This is a genomic window from Streptomyces sp. D2-8, from assembly GCF_023184515.1.
Lineage (GTDB): Bacteria > Actinomycetota > Actinomycetes > Streptomycetales > Streptomycetaceae > Streptomyces.
The window spans coordinates 271,446-288,630 of sequence record NZ_JAAHBP010000003.1 but is presented as its reverse complement, the minus strand read 5'-3'; the positions used below and the strand labels follow the sequence as shown (position 1 = coordinate 288,630).

The following is a 17,185-nucleotide window of genomic DNA, read 5'->3' as shown; positions in this document are numbered from 1 at the left end:
CCGGGACAGCGTGATCACCGGAGCGGCACAATGGCGGCGGTGACCGGCGTCGGTCGTGCGTGCGAGGAGAGGACGAGTCGTGAGTGATGGCCACACCCCTTCGGGAGGGTCGGCGAGGCTGAACACCGGTGTGGCGCACAACGCCCGCGTGTGGAACTACTGGATCGGCGGCAAGGACAACTACGAGGTCGACCAGCAGGTCGGCGAGCACGTCGCCGGCATGTTCCCGATCATCCGGGACATCGCCCGGGCGGACCGGGACTTCCTCGGCCGGGCCGTGTCGTTCCTCGCCGGTGAGCGCGGCGTGCGGCAGTTCCTCGACATCGGCACGGGACTGCCGACGGCGGACAACACCCACGAGATCGCCCAGCGGATCGCACCCGACTCGCGCATCGTCTACGTCGACAACGACCCGATCGTGCTGGTGCACGCCCGCACCCTGCTCACCGGCACCCACGACGGCGTCACCGCCTACATCGACGCCGATGTGCACGACCCGGACGCCATCCTCGAACGGGCAGGGCACACGCTCGACTTCACCCGGCCCATCGCCGTGATGATGCTGGGCATCCTCAACTTCGTCCTGGACGTCGACAAGGCCCGGAACATCGTGCGCCGCGTGATGGCCGCGGTGCCCTCCGGCAGCTACCTGGTCCTCACCCACCCGACCTTCGACGACGAGCTCGGCGGCGCGGGCCAGATCCCGGCCATGAAGTTCTGGAACGAGAACGCCACTCCCCCGATCACGGCCCGCAGCGGCGCGGACATCGCCGCGTTCTTCGAGGGGCTGGAGATGCTCGAACCGGGCATGGTGTCGTGCGGGCAGTGGCATGCCGAGCCCGGATCGGCCGTGCTGGTACCGCAGTACGGCGCGGTGGCCGTGAAGCCCTGACGCGCGGCGCCGACAGGCCGCTCAGGACCGTGGAGGACCGAGGAGGACGCATGACCACCCTGGCCGATCCCGTCCCCGGCGGCCGCCCCGGCGACGTCGAGCGGGCCACCGCCCTGAGCGGTGAACTCGCCGGCCGGGGTGTGCACGGTGTCGTGCTGTCCTACGTCGACACCGCGGGCATCGGCCGGGTGAAGGCCGTCCCGACGGCCCGGCTCGCCTCCGCGGCCGCCTGGGGCGTCGGCATGTCGCCGGTGTTCGACGCGTTCCTGGCGAACGACTCCATCGTCACCACCGACGTCCTCGGCTCCCCCGACGGCGATCTGCGCCTCTACCCGGACCTGGACCGGCTCGTCGTGCTGGCAGGGCAGCCCGGCTGGGCCTGGGCCCCGGTGGACCGTGTCACGCAGGACGGGGAGCGGCATCCCGGCTGCGGGCGTACGTTCCTGCGCCGGATCGTCCACGAGGCGGCCGAGCGGCACGGCCTCACCTTCAGGGCGGCGATCGAGGTCGAGTGGACCGTGGCCCGGGGCGACGCCCCCGGCGACGCGTTCGTGCCCGCGACGACCGGTCCGGCGTACGGTGCGGCCCGGCAGGTCGAGCTCGGTGACTTCTCCGCCGACCTGCTGGCGGCGTGTGCGGCCCAGGGCATCGACGTCGAGCAGGTCCATCCCGAGTACGCGGCCGGACAGTTCGAGATCTCGGTGGGTGCCGTCGATCCGGTGGCGGCGGCCGACCGCAGCGTGCTGGTCCGGCAGACCGTCCGGGCAGTGGCCGGGCGGCACGGCCTGAAGGTGTCCTTCGCCCCGGCCGTCGTGGGCCAGGGCGTCGGAAACGGCGGGCACGTCCACCTCTCCGCCTGGCGCGAGGGCGTCAACCTGCACTCCGGGGGCGAGGGCCGGTACGGCATGACGGCCGAGGCGGAGTCGTTCACGGCCCGGCCTCCTCGCCCACCTGCCCGGCCTCACGGCCGTGACCGCCCCGAGCCCCGCCAGCTATCTGCGGCTCAGGCCCTCCCAGTGGGCCGGGGTGTACACCGCCTGGGGCCGCGAGACGCGGGAGACCGCGCTGCGCGTCATCACCGGCACCGCGGGGCTGCGCGACCAGGCGGCCAACCTGGAGATCAAGCCCGTCGACCTGGCCGCCAACCCCTACCTCGCGATCGGCTCCCTGATCGCCGCCGGGCTGGACGGTCTGACGTCGTCCGCCGCCCTGCCCGGCGAGACCACCGGCGACCCGGCCCGTCTGGGCGAGGCGGAGGCGGCGGCCCGGGGCGTGCGGCGGCTGCCGGTCTCGCTGGAGCGGGCCGTCGAGGAGTTCCGCGCGGACGAAGCCCTGCGGACGGCCCTCGGCCCGGTCCTGGCCGACGCGGTGATCGCCGTACGGCGGGGAGAAGTGGCGTCCGTCGCCGGGCTGGACGACGACCAGGTGGCGGCGGCGTACCGCTGGAAGTACTGACGTGAGCGCGATCCGCGAGGCGCTCGACTCCCTACGGCTGGTCGACCACCACTGCCACGGCACCGTCACGGCCGACCTCGGCCGGGAAGCCTTCGAATCCCTCCTCACGGAGGGCGAGGCCTGGCCGGGCATCTCGCCCTTCGACAGCCCCGTGGGCGTGGCCGTGCGCCGCCACTGCGCTCCTCTGCTCGACCTGCCCCGGCACGCCCCCGCCCGGGAGTACCTGGCCCGCCGGTCGGAACTCGGATGGCGCGAGGTGCAGCGCCGCTTCCTGCGCGCCACGGGCACGGACGTCTTCTGCGTCGACACCGGCTACGCCCCCGACCGCATCACCACACCGCGGGACATCGCCGAGGCCGCGGGCGGCACCGCGTACGAGGTCGTGCGGCTGGAGGGGGTCGCGGAGTCGGTGCAGGCCGCGGGGGTCGCGCCGGACGCGTACGCGGACGCCTTCCGCGCGGCCGCGCTGGACGCCGTGCGGCGGCCCGGGGTGGTGGCCGTGAAGTCGGTGGCGGCCTACCGCACCGGCTTCGACCTGGACCCGGGCCGCCCCTCGGACGCGGAGGTCACCGAGGCGGCCCGGCGCTGGCTCGTCAGGGGCGGCCGCCTCGACGACCCGGTCCTCGTACGGCACCTGCTGTGGACCGCCGTCGAGCTCGGTCTGCCGCTCCAGCTGCACACCGGGTTCGGCGACAACGACATCCGGCTGCACCGCGTCGACCCCACCCACCTCACGGACTGGCTGCACCTCACCGCCGGGACGATCCCCGTCCTGCTCCTGCACTGCTGGCCCTACCAGCGGCAGGCCGCCTACCTGGCGGCGGTCTTCGAGCAGGTGTACCTCGACGTCGGCCTCACCCTCCACTACGTCGGCCCCGCCCGGGCCGGTGCGGTCCTCGCGGAGGCCCTGGAGATCACCCCGTTCCGCAAACTGCTGTACAGCTCCGACGCCTACGGTGTGCCCGAGTTCCACCACCTCGGGGCGCTCGCCTTCCGGCAAGGCCTTGCGGGACTGCTCCAGGAGCGGGTGGACGCCGACGAGCTGTCCCTGCCGGACGCCCTGCGGATCGCCCGGTGGGCCGGGCGGGACAACGCTCTCAAGGTGTACCGGTTGCAGGCCGACGGGCCGGAGGACGATTGAACAGGCGTGTGGCCGGTCACAGTTCTCCTGGAGCGGCTACCCAGGAAGTCCGAACGGCTGAAAGTATGATCAAGCAATGTCTGACATGACCGAAACCACGCCCGGCTGGCTGTCCTCCGACGACCTGGAGATGACACGTGCCCGCATGCCGATCCTGTACGTCGAGGCCGTCCCGGTACGCGTCGACGACAGCGGCGAAGTGACCAGTGTCGGCCTGCTGCTGCGCATCGGGCCCGACGGTACGGTCAGCCGGACGCTGGTATCCGGCCGCGTACTGCACCACGAACGCGTCCGCGACGCCCTCCTGCGCCACCTGGAGAAGGACCTCGGGCCGGTCGCGCTGCCCCGCGTCCCGGCGTCGCTCCAGCCGTTCACGGTCGCGGAGTACTTCCCGACGCAGGGCATCACGCCGTACCACGACCCCCGCCAGCACGCGGTGTCCCTCGCCTACATCGTGCCGGTGACGGGCGACTGCCGGCCCCGGCAGGACGCGCTCGACCTGGTGTGGTTCAGCCCGCAGGAGGCCGTCTCGGAGGCGTTGCAGAGCGAGATGCCGGGCGGGCACGGGGTGCTGCTGAAGCAGGCGCTGGCGCATGCGGGCTGCGCGATCTGAGGCCTAAGCTCTACTCACGTGACCGACCTCCGGCCGGGAGGCGCTCGTGATGGCGGCGGAGCGGCAGGACCCATTCGCGGGGCAGCACCTGCCCGGGCTGCACGTGCGTCTGCGCACGGAGCTGGGCCGGATCGACGAGCAGTTGCGCGCCCTGCTGGACGCGATGGACCGGATGCAGGGTCTGCTGGACGCCGTCGTGTCCATCAGCCGCGAGGTGGAGCTGCCCGCGGTGCTGCACCGCATCGTGACCACCGCCATGGACCTGGTCGGCGCCCGTTACGGTGCCCTCGGCGTCCTCAACGAGACCGGTGAGCACCTGGAGGAGTTCATCACCGCCGGCCTCTCCGAGCGGGAACGCGCCGACCTGGCGGATACCGGCCTGCCGACCGGCCGGGGCGTTCTCGGCCATCTGATCAGCCACCCCGAGCCCCTGCGGCTCGGCGACATCCCGGCCCACGCCTCCTCCGTCGGCTTCCCGCCCGGCCATCCGCACATGCGGACCCTGCTCGGTGTCGCCATCAGCGTCCGCGGCGAGATCTACGGCGACCTGTACCTCTCCGAGCGGCGCGACGGGCAGCCCTTCGACGTCCATGACGAGAACGTCCTGACGGCCCTGGCCAGCGCCGCCGGCATCGCGATCGAGAACGTCCGCCTCTTCGAGCAGGTACGCCTCGGAGCCGAGCAGTTCCAGCGGCTCCTGCTGCCCGCGCTGCCCGACCTGCGACCGTTCACCGCCGCGGCCGTCTACCGGCCGGCCGCGGAGCCCAGCAAGCTCGGCGGGGACTGGTACGACGCGATCCCGCTGCCCGGCGACGTCGTGGCGGTCGTCATCGGCGACGTGGTCGGCCACGATCTGCACGCCGCGGCCGCCATGGCCTCCACCCGCAACATGCTGCGCGCCCTGCTCTTCGACGGGGGCAGTTCGCCGGGCGCGGTCCTGACCCGGCTCGACCGCACGCTCCAGGCGATCACTCCCAACCCCGTCACGACCACCGCTCTGGCCCGGATCGAGCCGGAGGGACCCGGCTGGCGACTGAGCTGGAGCACCGCGGGGCATGTCCCGCCCGTGCTGATCACCCCGGAGCGCCGGGTCGAGATCCTGACCGCCGAGCCCGGGCTGCCGCTCGGGGTCGACCCCGAGGAACCGCGCCCCGACCACTCCCGCTTCCTTCCCCCCGGCACCACCCTGCTCTTCTTCACCGACGGCCTGATAGAGCATCCCGCCCACCCCATCGACGAGAGCCTCGGCGAGCTGGCCGATCTCGCCGCGGTCCACGCCGCCCTGCCCCTGCGCGACTTCGTGCGCGCCCTGGCCGATCACCATCCCAGCGACGGCCACGACGACATGGCCATCCTCGCCCTGCGCACCCCGCCCGCCTGACGCCCGGGCGCCCTGCGAGGACCGAACATCCAGTTCAGCGGTGTTGTGGAGGATCCGGCAGATCCGGCGGATGATGGTCGAGAGGATGTCGATGCGGAGGGTCCCCGATGGCTGTCGCGCGGCAGGCATGGCCCCGGCGCGGCGGCTGGGCCGCCCTGGAGATCTGTGTCGTCGCCGCGCTGTACTACGGCTCGGCCGAGCTGGGACTGCTCCAGCAACTGGTGCGCGGCCAGGTCACCCCCCTGTGGCCGCCGAGCGGTATCGCACTGGCGGCCCTGCTCCTGCGCGGACCGCGGGTCTGGCCCGGGATCGCTCTCGGCGCGTTTCTGGCCAACATCACGCTGGGACCCTCGCCGCCCGCCGTCCTCGCGATCACGGCGGGCAACACGCTCGCACCGGTCTGTTCGTACGTTCTGCTCCGCCGTGCCGGGTTCCGCAACGACCTGAACCGGCTACGGGACGCGCTGTCGCTGATCTTTCTCGGCGCCTTCACCGGCATGCTGGTCAGCGCCACGATCGGCAGCGGGACGCTGGTTCTCACCGGGGTGCTGGACGCCGGCGACTTCGCGCCGGCCTGGTCGGTCTGGTGGACCGGCGACGCGATGGGCGTCCTGACGGTCACGCCCTTCCTGCTCGTGCTCCGCTCGGCCCGATGGCCCCGGGGCGTTCCGCTGTCCCGGTGGGTGGAGGTGATCTTGCTGGTGGCGGCCACGGTCTGCGTCGGCTTCGTCGAGACCAGCAGCACACCGCTGCTGTTCCTCGGCTTCCCGCTGCTGATCTGGGCCGGCTTCCGCTTCCAGCTGGCCGGGGCCGCGCCCTGCGCCCTCGCTGTGTCGATCTTCGCGGTCGTCGCGGCCGGGCAGAAATCGGGCCCGTTCACCGGCCATGACCTGTTCACCAACATGATCACCCTGCAGGCGTTCAACGGTTCCGCCTCGTTGACCGCGCTTCTGCTCGGGGTGGCCGTCAGCGAGCGCGCCCAGACCGAGAGGGAGATCGCGCAGGCGTGCAACCAGCTCGCCGCGATGGCGACCAGAATCGCCACCAGCGACCGCCGCCCGGCACTCCCCGCCACGAGAAATGATCAAGAGGCCGTATCCATGGAATCCGATACGGCCTCTGACTCACTGCCTCACAGTCGGGACGACAGGATTTGAACCTGCGACCCCTTGACCCCCAGTCAAGTGCGCTACCAAGCTGCGCCACGTCCCGTTGCCCGTCTGACCTGGGGATTCCCCCGGCCGAACGCGCAGGGAAACAATACCGCACTCGCACCGGTGATCGCGCATCCGTTTCCGGTCGACGGCGCTTGACTTCAACGTTGGTTGAGGTTGCACGCTCGTCCTCATGACCGACGCGACGCAGACGTACACGCATGCCGGTCTGCCGGGACTGATGGGTCTGATGACCGGCGACGAGAAGCACGGACCGGCCGCGACGTCCACGCTGGACGTGCTCTGGGTGCTCTACGACCGGGTGCTGCGGGTGAGCCCGGAGGGCAGGACCGACCCGGGGCGGGACCGGTTCCTGCTGTCGAAGGGGCACGGGCCGATGGCGTACTACGCCGTGCTGGCCGCCAGGGGCTTCGTGCCGGTGGAGTGGCTGCCGGGCTTCGGCTCGCTGCTGCGGCACGCGGTCGCCGCGGGCGATGACAAGGTGTACGTACGGCTGTCCCTGCAGTCCAACGGGCGGGCACTGCCGGTGGACGGGTGGCGCTTCCGCACGGTCCGCGAGGGGCGCTCGGGTGTGGTGGTCGCCGTCGGGCCGATGCTCGACGCCGTACTCGCCGCCACCGAGGGGCTGGACGTCACCGTCCTGTACGCGACCACGGTCCGCCCCTTCGACGGAGCCGCCCTGCGCCGGGCCACCGAAGCGTCCGGGACGGACGTCGTCCTCGTCGAGCCCTACCTGGCGGGCACATCGACGGCCGCCGCGAACGACGCGCTGCCGGATGCGCCGCACCGGGTCCTGGGGCTGGGCGTGGGCCGTCGTGAACTGCGGCGGTACGGGCGGCTGGAGGAGCATGTCGCCGCCCACGGCCTGGACGCCCGGTCGCTGCGGGAGCGCATCGGGGGCTTCGTCGGGGCGGCGGCGCGCGGGTGAGATCAGGAGGGCGTCACTGCGCGGGCAGGCCGAGCCGGGGATGGGCTTCCAGGAGCCGGGTCGGGGCTGCCTGGCGCCAGGAGTCGGCGAGGATGTCCCGCAGCTCGGCCTCGTCCTCGATGGCGTCGAGCCGGGCCCGGACCCAGGCGAACTGCGACTCGTGGTCGGCGATCCAGAACTTCCCCGGCTCGGCGAGCACCAGCTCGTCGCGCTCCTCCTTGGGGCAGCGCACGGCGATGGAGGTCTCGTCCTCGGGCAGCGTGGCGAACATCTTTCCCGCGACCCGGAACGTGGGCATGCTCCAGGCGATCTTCTCCGTCGTGTCCGGCAGGGACAGGGCGATCCGTCGTACGTCTTCGGCATCCGGCATGGCAGGCACCGTATCGGCTCCCACTGACAATCACCTGGTGAGAGCGGTTGCCGGTACGTGCTTGTAGTAGATCGTGGTCGGCCGCAGCACTCCGCCGGGGTCGGCCGCGTAGTCGGGGATCGCGCCGACGGGGGTCCAGCCGGTGGATCGGTAGAGATGCTCGGCGGGGCTGCCGGTCTCGGTGTCCAGGTGCAGGAGGGTGACACCGGCCGCCGCGGCCGCGGCCTCCGCCGTGGCCAGGAGCCTGCGGCCGAGACCGTGGCCACGGGCGTCCGGGTGCACCATCAGCTTCACCAGCTCCGCGCGGTGACGGCTGTTGGCCTTGTCGGGCAAGGCCAGGCTCACGGAGCCGAGCACCCGCGCCCCGTCGTACGCCGCCCACACGACGAGCCGGCCCGCGGCGACGTCGGCGGCCCGCCCCTCCCACCAGGCCAGGGCCTCCGCCCGGCTGAGCGGGGCGAGGAAGCCGACCGAGGCGCCGCCGTTCACGGTGTCGGCCAGCAGCGCGGACAACTCCCCTGCGTTGTCCAGCAGTCGGGCCTCGTCCAGTCGGATCACGGCCGCACCACCGCCAGCAGGTACCCGACGCCCTCGGGAGCGGCGCACCGGAACCGGGTCGGGCCCCACACCCGCATCCGCAGGCAGTCGCCGGTGCCGAGGTGGTGCTCGGTGTCCTGCGCGGTCACGTCGAGCGCCCCTTCCAGGACCCAGATGTGCTGCTCCAGTCCCGCGACGGGCGGACGGTCGTAGGCGATGTCGGCGCCGGGTGCGAGGCGGGCCTCGACGAGTTCGCCGCGCAGGGCGGAATGCGGCGGCGACACGGACCGCCGCACGAAGCCGGAGGCGCGGTCCTGCCACACCTGCTGGCCGGCGAAGCGGACGACGGCCTCGGGTTCGGCCTCGACCTCGCTGAGCAGCTGGGACATGGTGCGCCCGTAGACGGCGCACAGGCGGTTCAGGAGGGAGGCCGTGGGGCTGATCTCCGCCCGTTCGGCCCGGGACAGGGTGGACCGGCTCACCCCGCTGCGGTCGGCCAACTCACCCAGGGACCAGCCGTGTTCGGCCCGCAGCCCGGCCAGGCGTGCCCCGAGCCGGGCGTCGACGGGATCCACCTCGTCGTTTCTCATATCCGGGACGCTATCCCGGATATGCGACAGCTCTGTTAAGAGGTGCTCACACCTGGGCCGCCGCGCCGAGCGCGTCCAGCACCGGGCGGATCAGGGGGTGCTCCTCGGCTCCCCTGCGTACGGCGGCGAAGACCCGGCGGGTGGGGGCCGTGCCGTCGACGGGGCGTACGACCACCCCCGTGAGGTCCATGCCGCGCAGCGCCGAGCGCGGCACCAGGGCGACTCCCGCGTCGGCCGAGGCGAGGGCGACGACCGCGCGGAAGTCGTCCGAGGAGTGCTCCATGCGCGGCTGGAAACCGGCGTTCTCGCAGGCCAGGATCACCACGTCATGGCAGGGGTTGCCGGGGTACGGGCCGATCCACGCGTCCTTGGCCAGTTCCGCGAGCGGCACCTCCGCCGCGCCGGCCATGCGGTGGGTGACCGGGACCACCGCGTCGAAGGGCTCGGCGTACAGCGGTACGTGGGTCAGTCGCGGGTCGTCGGCGGGCGGGGCCCCGCGGTACTCGACGGCGACCGCGACATCGACCTGCCGGTCCAGCACCATCGGCAGGCTGGCGTCGCCCTCGGCGTCCTGGACGCGGATGCGGATCCCGGGCGCCGACCGGGCGAGAGAGGCCACCGCGGGTGCGACGACCAGGGCGATGCCGGTCGCGAAGGAGGCCACGGTGACGGTGCCGGCGGCACCCGAGCTGTACGCGGCGAGCTCGGCCTCGGCCCGCTCCAGCTGGGCGAGGACCGCGTTGGTGTGGTTGAGCAGGATCTCGCCGGCGGGAGTGAGCCGTACGCCCTTGGCGCCGCGCTCCACGAGCCGGTGGCCGGTCTCCTGCTCCAGGGCTGCGAGCTGCTGGGAGACGGCCGACGGGGTGAGATACAGCGCGGCGGCAGCCGCCGTCACCGTACGGTGGTCGGCCACCGCCCGGAGGATGTGGAGCCGCCGCGCTTCGATCATGCGATCGATTGTCTCAAATGCACCCCGTGCTGCCGGTCAGCCCTCCAGCTCGGCCCGTGCCGCCACGAAGGCGTCGACCGCGCGGTTGACGTCGTCCGTGGAGTGCGCGGCCGACAGCTGGACGCGGATCCGGGCCTGGCCCTGCGGCACCACCGGGTACGAGAAGCCGATCACGTAGACGCCGCGCTCCAGCAGCAGCTCCGCCATGCGCCCGGCGACCGCCGCGTCACCGATCATCACCGGGGCGATGGCGTGGTCGCCGGGGAGGACGTCGAAGCCCTCCTCGGTCATGCGGCCGCGGAACAGGGCCGTGTTCTCGGCCAGCCGGACGCGCAGGTCGTCCGCCGACTCCAGCAGGTCGAGGACCTTCAGGGAGGCCGCCGCGATGACCGGGGCGAGGGTGTTGGAGAACAGGTACGGCCGGGAGCGCTGGCGCAGCAGGGCGACGATCTCGGCGCGGGCGGCGACGTAGCCGCCGGAGGCGCCGCCGAGTGCCTTGCCGAGGGTGCCGGTGATGATGTCGACGCGGTCCATGACGCCGTGCAGCTCGGGCGTACCGCGGCCGCCGGGGCCGACGAAGCCGACCGCGTGGGAGTCGTCGACCATGACCATCGCGTCGTAGCGGTCGGCGAGGTCGCAGATCTCGCGCAGCGGGGCGACGTAGCCGTCCATGGAGAAGACGCCGTCGGTGACGATCAGGCGGCGGCGTGCGTCGGAGGCCTCCTTGAGCCGGGCCTCCAGCTCGGCGAGGTCGCGGTTGGCGTAGCGCAGGCGGCGGGCCTTGGACAGGCGGATGCCGTCGATGATGGAGGCGTGGTTGAGCGCGTCGGAGATGACCGCGTCCTCCGGGCCGAGCAGCGTCTCGAACACGCCGCCGTTGGCGTCGAAGCAGGAGGAGTAGAGGATCGTGTCCTCCTGGCCGAGGAACGCCGACAGCCGCGCCTCGAGTTCCTTGTGCACCTCCTGGGTGCCGCAGATGAAGCGGACGGAGGCCATGCCGTAGCCCCAGCGGTCCAGGGCCTCGTGGGCGGCGGCGACGACCTCGGGGTGGTCGGCGAGGCCGAGGTAGTTGTTGGCGCAGAAGTTGAGGACCTCGCCGGGGCGGCCGCCCGCGGTGACACCGACGGTGGCGGACTGCGGGGTGCCGATCACGCGCTCGGGCTTGTGCAGGCCGGCGGCGCGGATCTCGTCGAGGGTGGCGCGCAGGTCGTCGCGCACGGAGTCGAACATGGGGGAAGCTCCTAAGGTGCTCGCGGTGAGAGGGAGTTACGCAGTCCAGTCGAGGATGACCTTGCCGCCGCGGCCGCTCGCCGCGTCCTCGAACGCCGCCTCGAAGTCGCGGTGGCCGTAGCGGCCGGTGATGACGGGCGCGAGGTCCAGGCCGGCCTCCAGCAGGACCGACATGGCGTACCAGGTCTCGAACATCTCGCGGCCGTAGATGCCCTTGATGGTGATCATCGAGGTGACGATGCGGGACCAGTCGACGGGGAACTCCTGCGCGGGCAGGCCGAGCATCGCGATCCGCCCGCCGTGCGTCATGTTGGCGATCATGTCGCGCATGGCCTCGGGGCGGCCGGACATCTCCAGGCCGATGTCGAAGCCCTCGCGCAGTCCGAGCGTGCGCTGCCCGTCGGCGATGGTGGAGCCTGAGACGTCGAGCGCGAGGCTGACACCGATCTTGCGGGCCAGCTCCAGCCGCTCCTCGCTGACGTCGGTGATCACGACGTTGCGGGCGCCGGCGTGCCTGGCCACGGCGGCGGCCATCAGGCCGATGGGCCCCGCGCCGGTGATCAGGACGTCCTCGCCGACGAGCGGGAAGGACAGCGCGGTGTGCACGGCGTTGCCGAACGGGTCGAAGATCGCGGCCACGTCGAGGTCGACGGGCACCCGATGCACCCAGACGTTGGCGGCGGGCAGCGCGACGTACTCGGCGAACGCCCCGTCCCTGCCCACGCCCAGGCCCACGGTGGCGCGGCACAGGTGCCGGCGCCCGGCCAGGCAGTTGCGGCACTTGCCGCACACGAGGTGGCCCTCGCCGCTGACCCGGTCGCCGATGCCGATGTCGGTGACGTCCCGCCCGGTCTCGACGACCTCGCCGACGAACTCGTGCCCGACCACGAGCGGGGTGCTGATCGCCTGCCGGGCCCAGCCGTCCCAGGCCCGGATGTGCAGGTCGGTGCCGCAGATTCCGGTGCGCAGCACCTTGATGAGTACGTCGCCGGGCCCGACGGTGGGCTCGGGGACGTCCGCGAGCCACAGCCCGGGTTCCGCCTTCTGCTTGACCAGCGCCTTCACCGCTACGGCTCCAGTGGGTGAGTCCCGGCTCCGGGCATGCCGAAGGAACCCCTGGACCGGGAGAGGAGTGGGATCGCACAGCAATCTGCCGTACGCCGGCCCGGCGGTCCATCGAGGATTTCTTAAGCGCCGCCTCAGCTTTCCTTCACGCACTCAGGGGCCCCGTGGGAACCCCGGGCTTCAGTAGGGCGGCAGGCCGTCCCGGCTCTCCAGCTCCACGGCGAGCTGCGCGGCGTGTTCCTTGATCGCCGTCAGGCCCGGTTTCCCCCACGGCCGCGGCTCGACGTCCGCGACGCTGACCGTGCCCAGCACCAGGCCCGTGCCGTCGATGAGCGGTGCCCCCAGATAGGAGCGGATGCCGAACTCGTCGACCACGGGATTGCCCGCGAACCGCGGATAGTCGCCGACGTCCTCCAGGGCGAGGGCCTTGCGTCGTGCCACCACATGGGGGCAGAAGCCGTGGTCGCGGGGCAGGGCACGGCTGAGGCGCGGGCTGGTGCCGTCGCTCCGCACCACCGGCGCGACAGCGGGCACATGCAGGCCCGCGTAGAACTGCCCTTGCTCGTCGGGGAGGTTGACCATGGCGTACGGCGCCCCGGTGAGCTCGGCGAGGCGGTGCGCGAAGGAGTCGAGTGCGGGTTCGGGGTGCTCCCCCAGGCCCAGTCGGCGCAGTCGGCGGGTGCGGGCGGGGGCCTCCTTGTCCTCGGGTGTGAGCAGCAGACGACCGGCCGGGCGCGGCGGGTCGTAGGTCATGGGCATGCTCCTGGGCTGTGGGCTTGAGTCATATATGGCCTCCGTGGCGGGTGTGAGGGGGTCACATGTGGGCGCCATACCCCGTGGCGGGGGCCGGCGTATGGGCGATGAGATGGCGCACCAGGGTCAGCAGGGTCTGGACCCCGGAGCTGGAGATCCGCGCGTCGCAGCACACGACGGGGACGTCCTCGGACAGATCCAGGGCACCGCGCACCTCCTGGGGCTCGTAGCGGTAGGCGCCGTCGAACTCGTTGACGGCGACGATGAAACCGAGGCCGCGTTGTTCGAAGAAGTCGACGGCGGCGAAACACTCCTGCAGTCGGCGGGTGTCGGCGAGGATGACCGCGCCGAGCGCGCCCTCGCACAACTCGTCCCACATGAACCAGAACCGCTCCTGTCCGGGCGTGCCGAACAGGTACAGCACATGTCGGGGGTCGAGGGTGATGCGGCCGAAGTCCATGGCCACGGTCGTCTCGACCTTGTTCTCGATGCCGTCGAGGTTGTCGGTGGCGGCACTGACGGTGGTGAGCAGTTCCTCCGTGCTGAGCGGGGCGATCTCGCTGACCGCGCCGACGAAGGTCGTCTTGCCCACGCCGAACCCGCCCGCCACCAGGATCTTCAGTGCGGTGGGGAACGGGTCGGCGCCGTGGCCCGGTCCGTCGGTGTAGTCAGAGCTGTCGTCGTAGTCCATCGAGCACTGCCTCCAGAAGGGCCCGGTCCGTCGGGTTGTGGTGGAACGCGGGGGGCTTGGTGGTCAGCGCCCCGCAGTCGACGAGGTCCGCCAGCAGCACCTTGGTGACGGCCACCGGCAGTTTGAGATGGGCGGCGACCTCGGCGACGGCGACGGGCACCCGGCACCGCTCGAGCGCCTGCGCGTGCTCGGGGCCGAGATAGCCGAGGGGGGTCGCCCCGGTGGCCATCACCTGCGACACGAGGTCGAGCGCTACGGTCGGACGGGTGCGGCCGTTGCTGACCGTGAACGGCCGCACCAGCCGCCCGGCCGCGTCGTCGAGCCAGGGCCCGTCGCCGGCCGCCGTCACGCTCAAGGCCTCATCGCCGGGGATTCGACGGACTGCCGGGGAGCGGTCACCAGGTAGGGGCGGACGCTCTTGACCAGCATGGCCATCTCGTATCCCAGCACGGCCGCGTCGGCCTCGCGGCCGGCGAGCACGGCCAGACAGGTGCCGGAGCCGGCGGTGGTGACGAACAGCAGGGTCGAGGCGAGTTCGACGACGACCTGCCGCACGTCGCCGCCGTCACCGAAGCGGACACCGGCGCTGCGGCCGAGGGAGTACAGGCCGGAGGCCAGGGCTGCCATGTGGTCGGCGCTGTCCGGGTCGAGGCCGTGCACGGACTTCACGAGCCCGTCGCAGGACAGGAGCACCGCGGCGGTCGTGTGCGGTACGCGCTGCACGAGGCCGCTCATCAGCCAGTCGAGATCGGATACATGGGCGGTCGGCGCATCGCTCGCCATGGTGGATCGACTCCTTGGGGTACGAAGGTCTGTGGGAGCGCTGGGGGTGGGGGCGGGAAAGGGGGTGGGGGCGGGAAGGGGGGTGGTCATCCGGCGGGTGCGCTCCCGTCCTGCCGGGTGGTGGTCGTGCGGTGGTCGGAACGGGCCCCGGGGGCCGGCCTGCTCGAGGGGGACAGCTCCGAGGGAAGCGCCTCGAGGTGAACCGGCCGGACGGGCATCGGCTCCCTGTGGGCGGACCCGCTGGGTGCTGGGTCCGTATGGGCGGAGTCCGTGTAGGCGGAGCCCATGGACGTGGAGTCCATGGGGGTGGAGTCCATGGGGGTGGAGTCCATGGGGGTGGAGTCCATGGGGGTGGAGTCCATGAAGGTGGAGTCCATGTGGGCGGACCCCATGTCGGCGGACTCCATGTGGGCCCCGTCAATGTCGCCCCACTCCGTGGTGCCGGCCTCCATGGTCTGCTGGGCCTCGGCGAGGCTGATGCCGCGCTGGAAGGCCGCCATCAGACCGGGGTCGTGGCCCGCGAGGGACTCGGGGTCCTGGCGTGGTGTCGGGCCGTCGCGCAGCTGGGGTGCGATGTGCTCCTGGGCGCGGCGACGGGGCAGTTGGGGCTTGCCCATGGTGCCGCGCACGGTGCCGTTGTGGGGGGTGGGCGGCTCGGTGACGTTCTCGGCGAGGACACGCCGGTCGTCGGGACTGATACCGGGCCGGGCCTCGGCCGGGGTGGGACGCTCCCGCCGGGCCCCGCGCATGGGCAGGGGCGCGGGCCGACCGCCCTGCGGGCTCCCCCCCGGGGCCGCTTCGGCGTCCGGCTCGTGCCCCTGGGGGGCGGCGGGCGCGGCGAGTTGGACCGACGGCCCTGATCCGGACGCGGGCGGCGGCACGGACGAGACTCCGAAGTCCGCTTCCCCTACCGGGGAATGCCCCCTGGAGGTGCCGCCGACAAGGGCCCCGGCAGCAGCACCGGCCTGCCCGTTCTGCTCATGCCGTCCGGCCTCCCTGCCCTGCCCGGCCCGACCGTTCTGCCCGGTCGGCCGCCCCGGTACAGCCGGAGGATCCGCGCCGGCGGCACCGCTTTCCGGCTGCCCCGCTCCCCCAGGCGTCCCCGCCCCCGCCTCCGCTCCCAGCAGCGCCTGCGGTACGACGAGCACCGCTTGCACTCCGCCGTAGATGTTGGTCTGGAGGCGGACGGTGATGCCGTGCCGCCGGGCGAGCTGGGAGACGACGAACAGCCCGATGCGGCCGTCCGCGAGGAGCCGGGCGACGTTCACCTGGTCGGGGTCGGCGAGCAGCGCGTTCATTCGCGTCTGCTCCTCCAGGGGCATGCCGAGTCCGCGGTCCTCCACCTCGACGGCGAGCCCGGAGGTGACGAGGTTGGCGCGCAGCAGGACCTGAGTGTGCGGGGCGGAGAACACCGTGGCGTTCTCGACGAGTTCGGCCAGGAGATGGATGACGTCGGCGACGGCGTGGCCGCGCAGCTGTCCGTCGATCGGCGGCACGAGCTTGACCCGCGAGTACTGCTCGACCTCGGCAATGGCCGAGCGCAGCACTTCGGTCATGGAGACCGGGTTGCTCCACTGGCGGCGGGAGACGGCCCCGCCGAGCACGGCGAGGTTCTCGGCGTGGCGGCGGATGCGGGTGGCGAGGTGGTCGACGTGGAAGAGCCCCTTGAGAAGGTCGGGGTCCTCCATCTCGTTCTCCAGCTCGTCGAGGATGGAGATCTCGCGGTGCACGAGTGACTGCAGGCGCCGGGCGAGGTTGACGAACACCTCGAGCTTCTGTTCGCTGCCGGCCTGGCTGGAGAGCTGGGAGGCCTGCACGACGGCGGTGACGGCGCCGTCGTGCGCGCGGGACAGGTCGGCGGCGAGGAGGTCGAAGTCGTCGGCGTCCTCGGCGGGACCGCCGTGCCGGCTCTGCGGGGCGAGCTGCGGCGGGCCGTCGCCGCGGCGCAGCGTCTCGACGAGGGTGCGCAGGTCGGCCTCGCGCCGAGCGGTGCTGCGGCGCAGGATGCCGAGGCGGTCGTGCACGGACCGGGCGGCCCGGTTGGCGGCGATCGCGGCGACGACGATGCCGACGAGGGCCACGAAGACCGCGCCGCCGAGCACGGCCCACAGGGTGAGACCCGGCCGCGCTCCGGTGGAACGGACGGTGAAGAGGACGGCGGCGCAGCCGCTGAGGGCGACGGCGACGGGGGGCAGCACCGCGATACGCAGCAGCTGGGGCCGTATATGGGTCTCGGGCAGCGCGGGTGCGGTGCGGGCGGCAGGCCGCCCGTGCCGCCCGCCCTCACGGCGGTCTGCGCGTGTGGCCGGGGCGCGGAGGTGAGACATCGGTGTCCTCGTACTGGTCCGTCGGGCCTGCGAGCCAGGGGAGCTTGCGGGGGTGCGATCGGGTTCGCGTGGGCGCTTGCGCGCGCCCCGGGCAGCGCGCCCTGTCTCACCCCGTTTCCGTACGGCACCGACGCCACCGCGGCCCGCGTGCCGGCCTGGTCCGAAGACCTCGGCGACATCCGCGCCGTCCCCGGCAGTACCCGTGCCGGCGTCGGTGGCTCGCGGGCAGCGGGGATCCCCGTCGCGTCGACTCCCTCGTCCGCCCTGCGCCTGCACGTGCCGGCCCCCGCTCCCTGATCCGCCCT

The 17,185-nt window shown here is 72.6% G+C and carries 17 protein-coding genes, 1 tRNA gene and 1 pseudogene; 7 read left to right on the top strand and 12 right to left on the bottom strand.

The window, feature by feature from the left end:
- Window positions 1-79: 79 nt before the first annotated feature.
- The 6 genes and pseudogenes from G3I77_RS07660 to G3I77_RS07635 all read left to right on the top strand — a co-directional run bounded on the left by G3I77_RS07660 (window position 80) and on the right by G3I77_RS07635 (window position 6,639).
- Window positions 80-892, top strand: coding sequence for an SAM-dependent methyltransferase (locus G3I77_RS07660; protein WP_248501846.1), 813 nt, complete (start codon window positions 80-82; stop codon window positions 890-892).
- A 50-nt stretch (window positions 893-942) separates the two neighbouring features.
- Window positions 943-2,347: pseudogene (locus G3I77_RS07655) on the top strand (glutamine synthetase).
- A gap of 1 nt (window position 2,348) precedes the next feature.
- Window positions 2,349-3,488, top strand: coding sequence for an amidohydrolase family protein (locus G3I77_RS07650; protein ID WP_248501844.1), 1,140 nt, complete (start codon window positions 2,349-2,351; stop codon window positions 3,486-3,488).
- Window positions 3,489-3,564: 76 nt separating this feature from the next.
- Window positions 3,565-4,101 (top strand): NUDIX hydrolase family protein, encoded by a 537-nt coding sequence (locus G3I77_RS07645; protein ID WP_248501843.1) that lies wholly within the window; start codon window positions 3,565-3,567, stop codon window positions 4,099-4,101.
- A gap of 49 nt (window positions 4,102-4,150) precedes the next feature.
- Window positions 4,151-5,482, top strand: coding sequence for a PP2C family protein-serine/threonine phosphatase (locus G3I77_RS07640; RefSeq protein ID WP_248501842.1), 1,332 nt, complete (start codon window positions 4,151-4,153; stop codon window positions 5,480-5,482).
- Between the two features lie 107 nt (window positions 5,483-5,589).
- Window positions 5,590-6,639: an MASE1 domain-containing protein gene (locus tag G3I77_RS07635; protein WP_248501841.1), complete on the top strand. Its 1,050-nt coding sequence runs from the start codon at window positions 5,590-5,592 to the stop codon at window positions 6,637-6,639.
- Here the strand turns inward: G3I77_RS07635 and G3I77_RS07630 are convergent.
- A tRNA-Pro gene (locus G3I77_RS07630) sits at window positions 6,621-6,694 on the bottom strand. The genes G3I77_RS07635 and G3I77_RS07630 overlap by 19 nt on opposite strands.
- A 135-nt stretch (window positions 6,695-6,829) precedes the next feature.
- On the opposite strand from G3I77_RS07630, the gene G3I77_RS07625 reads away from it, so the two are divergent.
- Window positions 6,830-7,585 carry a hypothetical protein gene (locus G3I77_RS07625; RefSeq protein WP_248501840.1) on the top strand — a complete coding sequence of 252 codons (756 nt, stop codon included), beginning with the start codon at window positions 6,830-6,832 and terminating at the stop codon, window positions 7,583-7,585.
- Window positions 7,586-7,598: 13 nt separating this feature from the next.
- Here the strand turns inward: G3I77_RS07625 and G3I77_RS07620 are convergent, their stop codons facing one another.
- The 11 genes from G3I77_RS07620 to G3I77_RS07570 form a co-directional block, all read right to left on the bottom strand.
- Window positions 7,599-7,955 (bottom strand): MmcQ/YjbR family DNA-binding protein, encoded by a 357-nt coding sequence (locus G3I77_RS07620; RefSeq protein ID WP_248501838.1) that lies wholly within the window; start codon window positions 7,953-7,955, stop codon window positions 7,599-7,601.
- Between the two features lie 30 nt (window positions 7,956-7,985).
- Window positions 7,986-8,513 carry a GNAT family N-acetyltransferase gene (locus G3I77_RS07615; RefSeq protein WP_248501836.1) on the bottom strand — a complete coding sequence of 176 codons (528 nt, stop codon included), beginning with the start codon at window positions 8,511-8,513 and terminating at the stop codon, window positions 7,986-7,988.
- Window positions 8,510-9,082 (bottom strand): helix-turn-helix transcriptional regulator, encoded by a 573-nt coding sequence (locus G3I77_RS07610; protein ID WP_248501835.1) that lies wholly within the window; start codon window positions 9,080-9,082, stop codon window positions 8,510-8,512. Before G3I77_RS07610 ends, G3I77_RS07615 begins: the two co-directional genes overlap by 4 nt.
- A 46-nt stretch (window positions 9,083-9,128) precedes the next feature.
- Window positions 9,129-10,031, bottom strand: coding sequence for a LysR family transcriptional regulator (locus G3I77_RS07605; protein WP_248501833.1), 903 nt, complete (start codon window positions 10,029-10,031; stop codon window positions 9,129-9,131).
- 36 nt (window positions 10,032-10,067) lie between these two features.
- Window positions 10,068-11,261, bottom strand: coding sequence for a glycine C-acetyltransferase (locus G3I77_RS07600; protein WP_248501832.1), 1,194 nt, complete (start codon window positions 11,259-11,261; stop codon window positions 10,068-10,070).
- Between the two features lie 36 nt (window positions 11,262-11,297).
- On the bottom strand, window positions 11,298-12,326 hold the full coding sequence (gene tdh / locus G3I77_RS07595) for an L-threonine 3-dehydrogenase (protein ID WP_248501831.1): 1,029 nt from the start codon (window positions 12,324-12,326) through the stop codon (window positions 11,298-11,300).
- 180 nt (window positions 12,327-12,506) lie between these two features.
- The gene (locus G3I77_RS07590) at window positions 12,507-13,079 is read right to left on the bottom strand and encodes a GAF domain-containing protein (RefSeq protein WP_248501830.1); all 573 of its coding nucleotides are present in this window, start codon (window positions 13,077-13,079) and stop codon (window positions 12,507-12,509) included.
- A 61-nt stretch (window positions 13,080-13,140) separates the two neighbouring features.
- Window positions 13,141-13,770: an ATP/GTP-binding protein gene (locus G3I77_RS07585; RefSeq protein ID WP_248501829.1), complete on the bottom strand. Its 630-nt coding sequence runs from the start codon at window positions 13,768-13,770 to the stop codon at window positions 13,141-13,143.
- Window positions 13,748-14,119, bottom strand: a complete 372-nt coding sequence (locus G3I77_RS07580; protein ID WP_062930368.1) for a DUF742 domain-containing protein — start codon at window positions 14,117-14,119, stop codon at window positions 13,748-13,750. Before G3I77_RS07580 ends, G3I77_RS07585 begins: the two co-directional genes overlap by 23 nt.
- Before the next feature lie 2 nt (window positions 14,120-14,121).
- Window positions 14,122-14,553 (bottom strand): roadblock/LC7 domain-containing protein, encoded by a 432-nt coding sequence (locus tag G3I77_RS07575; protein WP_030840841.1) that lies wholly within the window; start codon window positions 14,551-14,553, stop codon window positions 14,122-14,124.
- Between the two features lie 86 nt (window positions 14,554-14,639).
- Window positions 14,640-16,880: an ATP-binding protein gene (locus G3I77_RS07570; protein WP_248501828.1), complete on the bottom strand. Its 2,241-nt coding sequence runs from the start codon at window positions 16,878-16,880 to the stop codon at window positions 14,640-14,642.
- Between the last annotated feature and the right edge of the window lie 305 nt (window positions 16,881-17,185).

What these genes read in the sequence shown, in the direction of transcription:
- G3I77_RS07640 (WP_248501842.1), top strand. Translation starts at nt 4,151, where the DNA reads ATGGCGGCGGAGCGGCAGGACCCATTCGCGGGGCAGCACCTGCCCGGG.
- G3I77_RS07590 (WP_248501830.1), bottom strand. Translation starts at nt 13,079, where the DNA reads ATGACCTACGACCCGCCGCGCCCGGCCGGTCGTCTGCTGCTCACACCC.
- G3I77_RS07620 (WP_248501838.1), bottom strand. Translation starts at nt 7,955, where the DNA reads ATGCCGGATGCCGAAGACGTACGACGGATCGCCCTGTCCCTGCCGGAC.
- G3I77_RS07600 (WP_248501832.1), bottom strand. Translation starts at nt 11,261, where the DNA reads ATGTTCGACTCCGTGCGCGACGACCTGCGCGCCACCCTCGACGAGATC.
- G3I77_RS07585 (WP_248501829.1), bottom strand. Translation starts at nt 13,770, where the DNA reads ATGGACTACGACGACAGCTCTGACTACACCGACGGACCGGGCCACGGC.
- G3I77_RS07635 (WP_248501841.1), top strand. Translation starts at nt 5,590, where the DNA reads ATGGCTGTCGCGCGGCAGGCATGGCCCCGGCGCGGCGGCTGGGCCGCC.
- G3I77_RS07625 (WP_248501840.1), top strand. Translation starts at nt 6,830, where the DNA reads ATGACCGACGCGACGCAGACGTACACGCATGCCGGTCTGCCGGGACTG.
- G3I77_RS07570 (WP_248501828.1), bottom strand. Translation starts at nt 16,880, where the DNA reads ATGTCTCACCTCCGCGCCCCGGCCACACGCGCAGACCGCCGTGAGGGC.
- G3I77_RS07605 (WP_248501833.1), bottom strand. Translation starts at nt 10,031, where the DNA reads ATGATCGAAGCGCGGCGGCTCCACATCCTCCGGGCGGTGGCCGACCAC.
- G3I77_RS07575 (WP_030840841.1), bottom strand. Translation starts at nt 14,553, where the DNA reads ATGGCGAGCGATGCGCCGACCGCCCATGTATCCGATCTCGACTGGCTG.
- G3I77_RS07645 (WP_248501843.1), top strand. Translation starts at nt 3,565, where the DNA reads ATGTCTGACATGACCGAAACCACGCCCGGCTGGCTGTCCTCCGACGAC.
- G3I77_RS07610 (WP_248501835.1), bottom strand. Translation starts at nt 9,082, where the DNA reads ATGAGAAACGACGAGGTGGATCCCGTCGACGCCCGGCTCGGGGCACGC.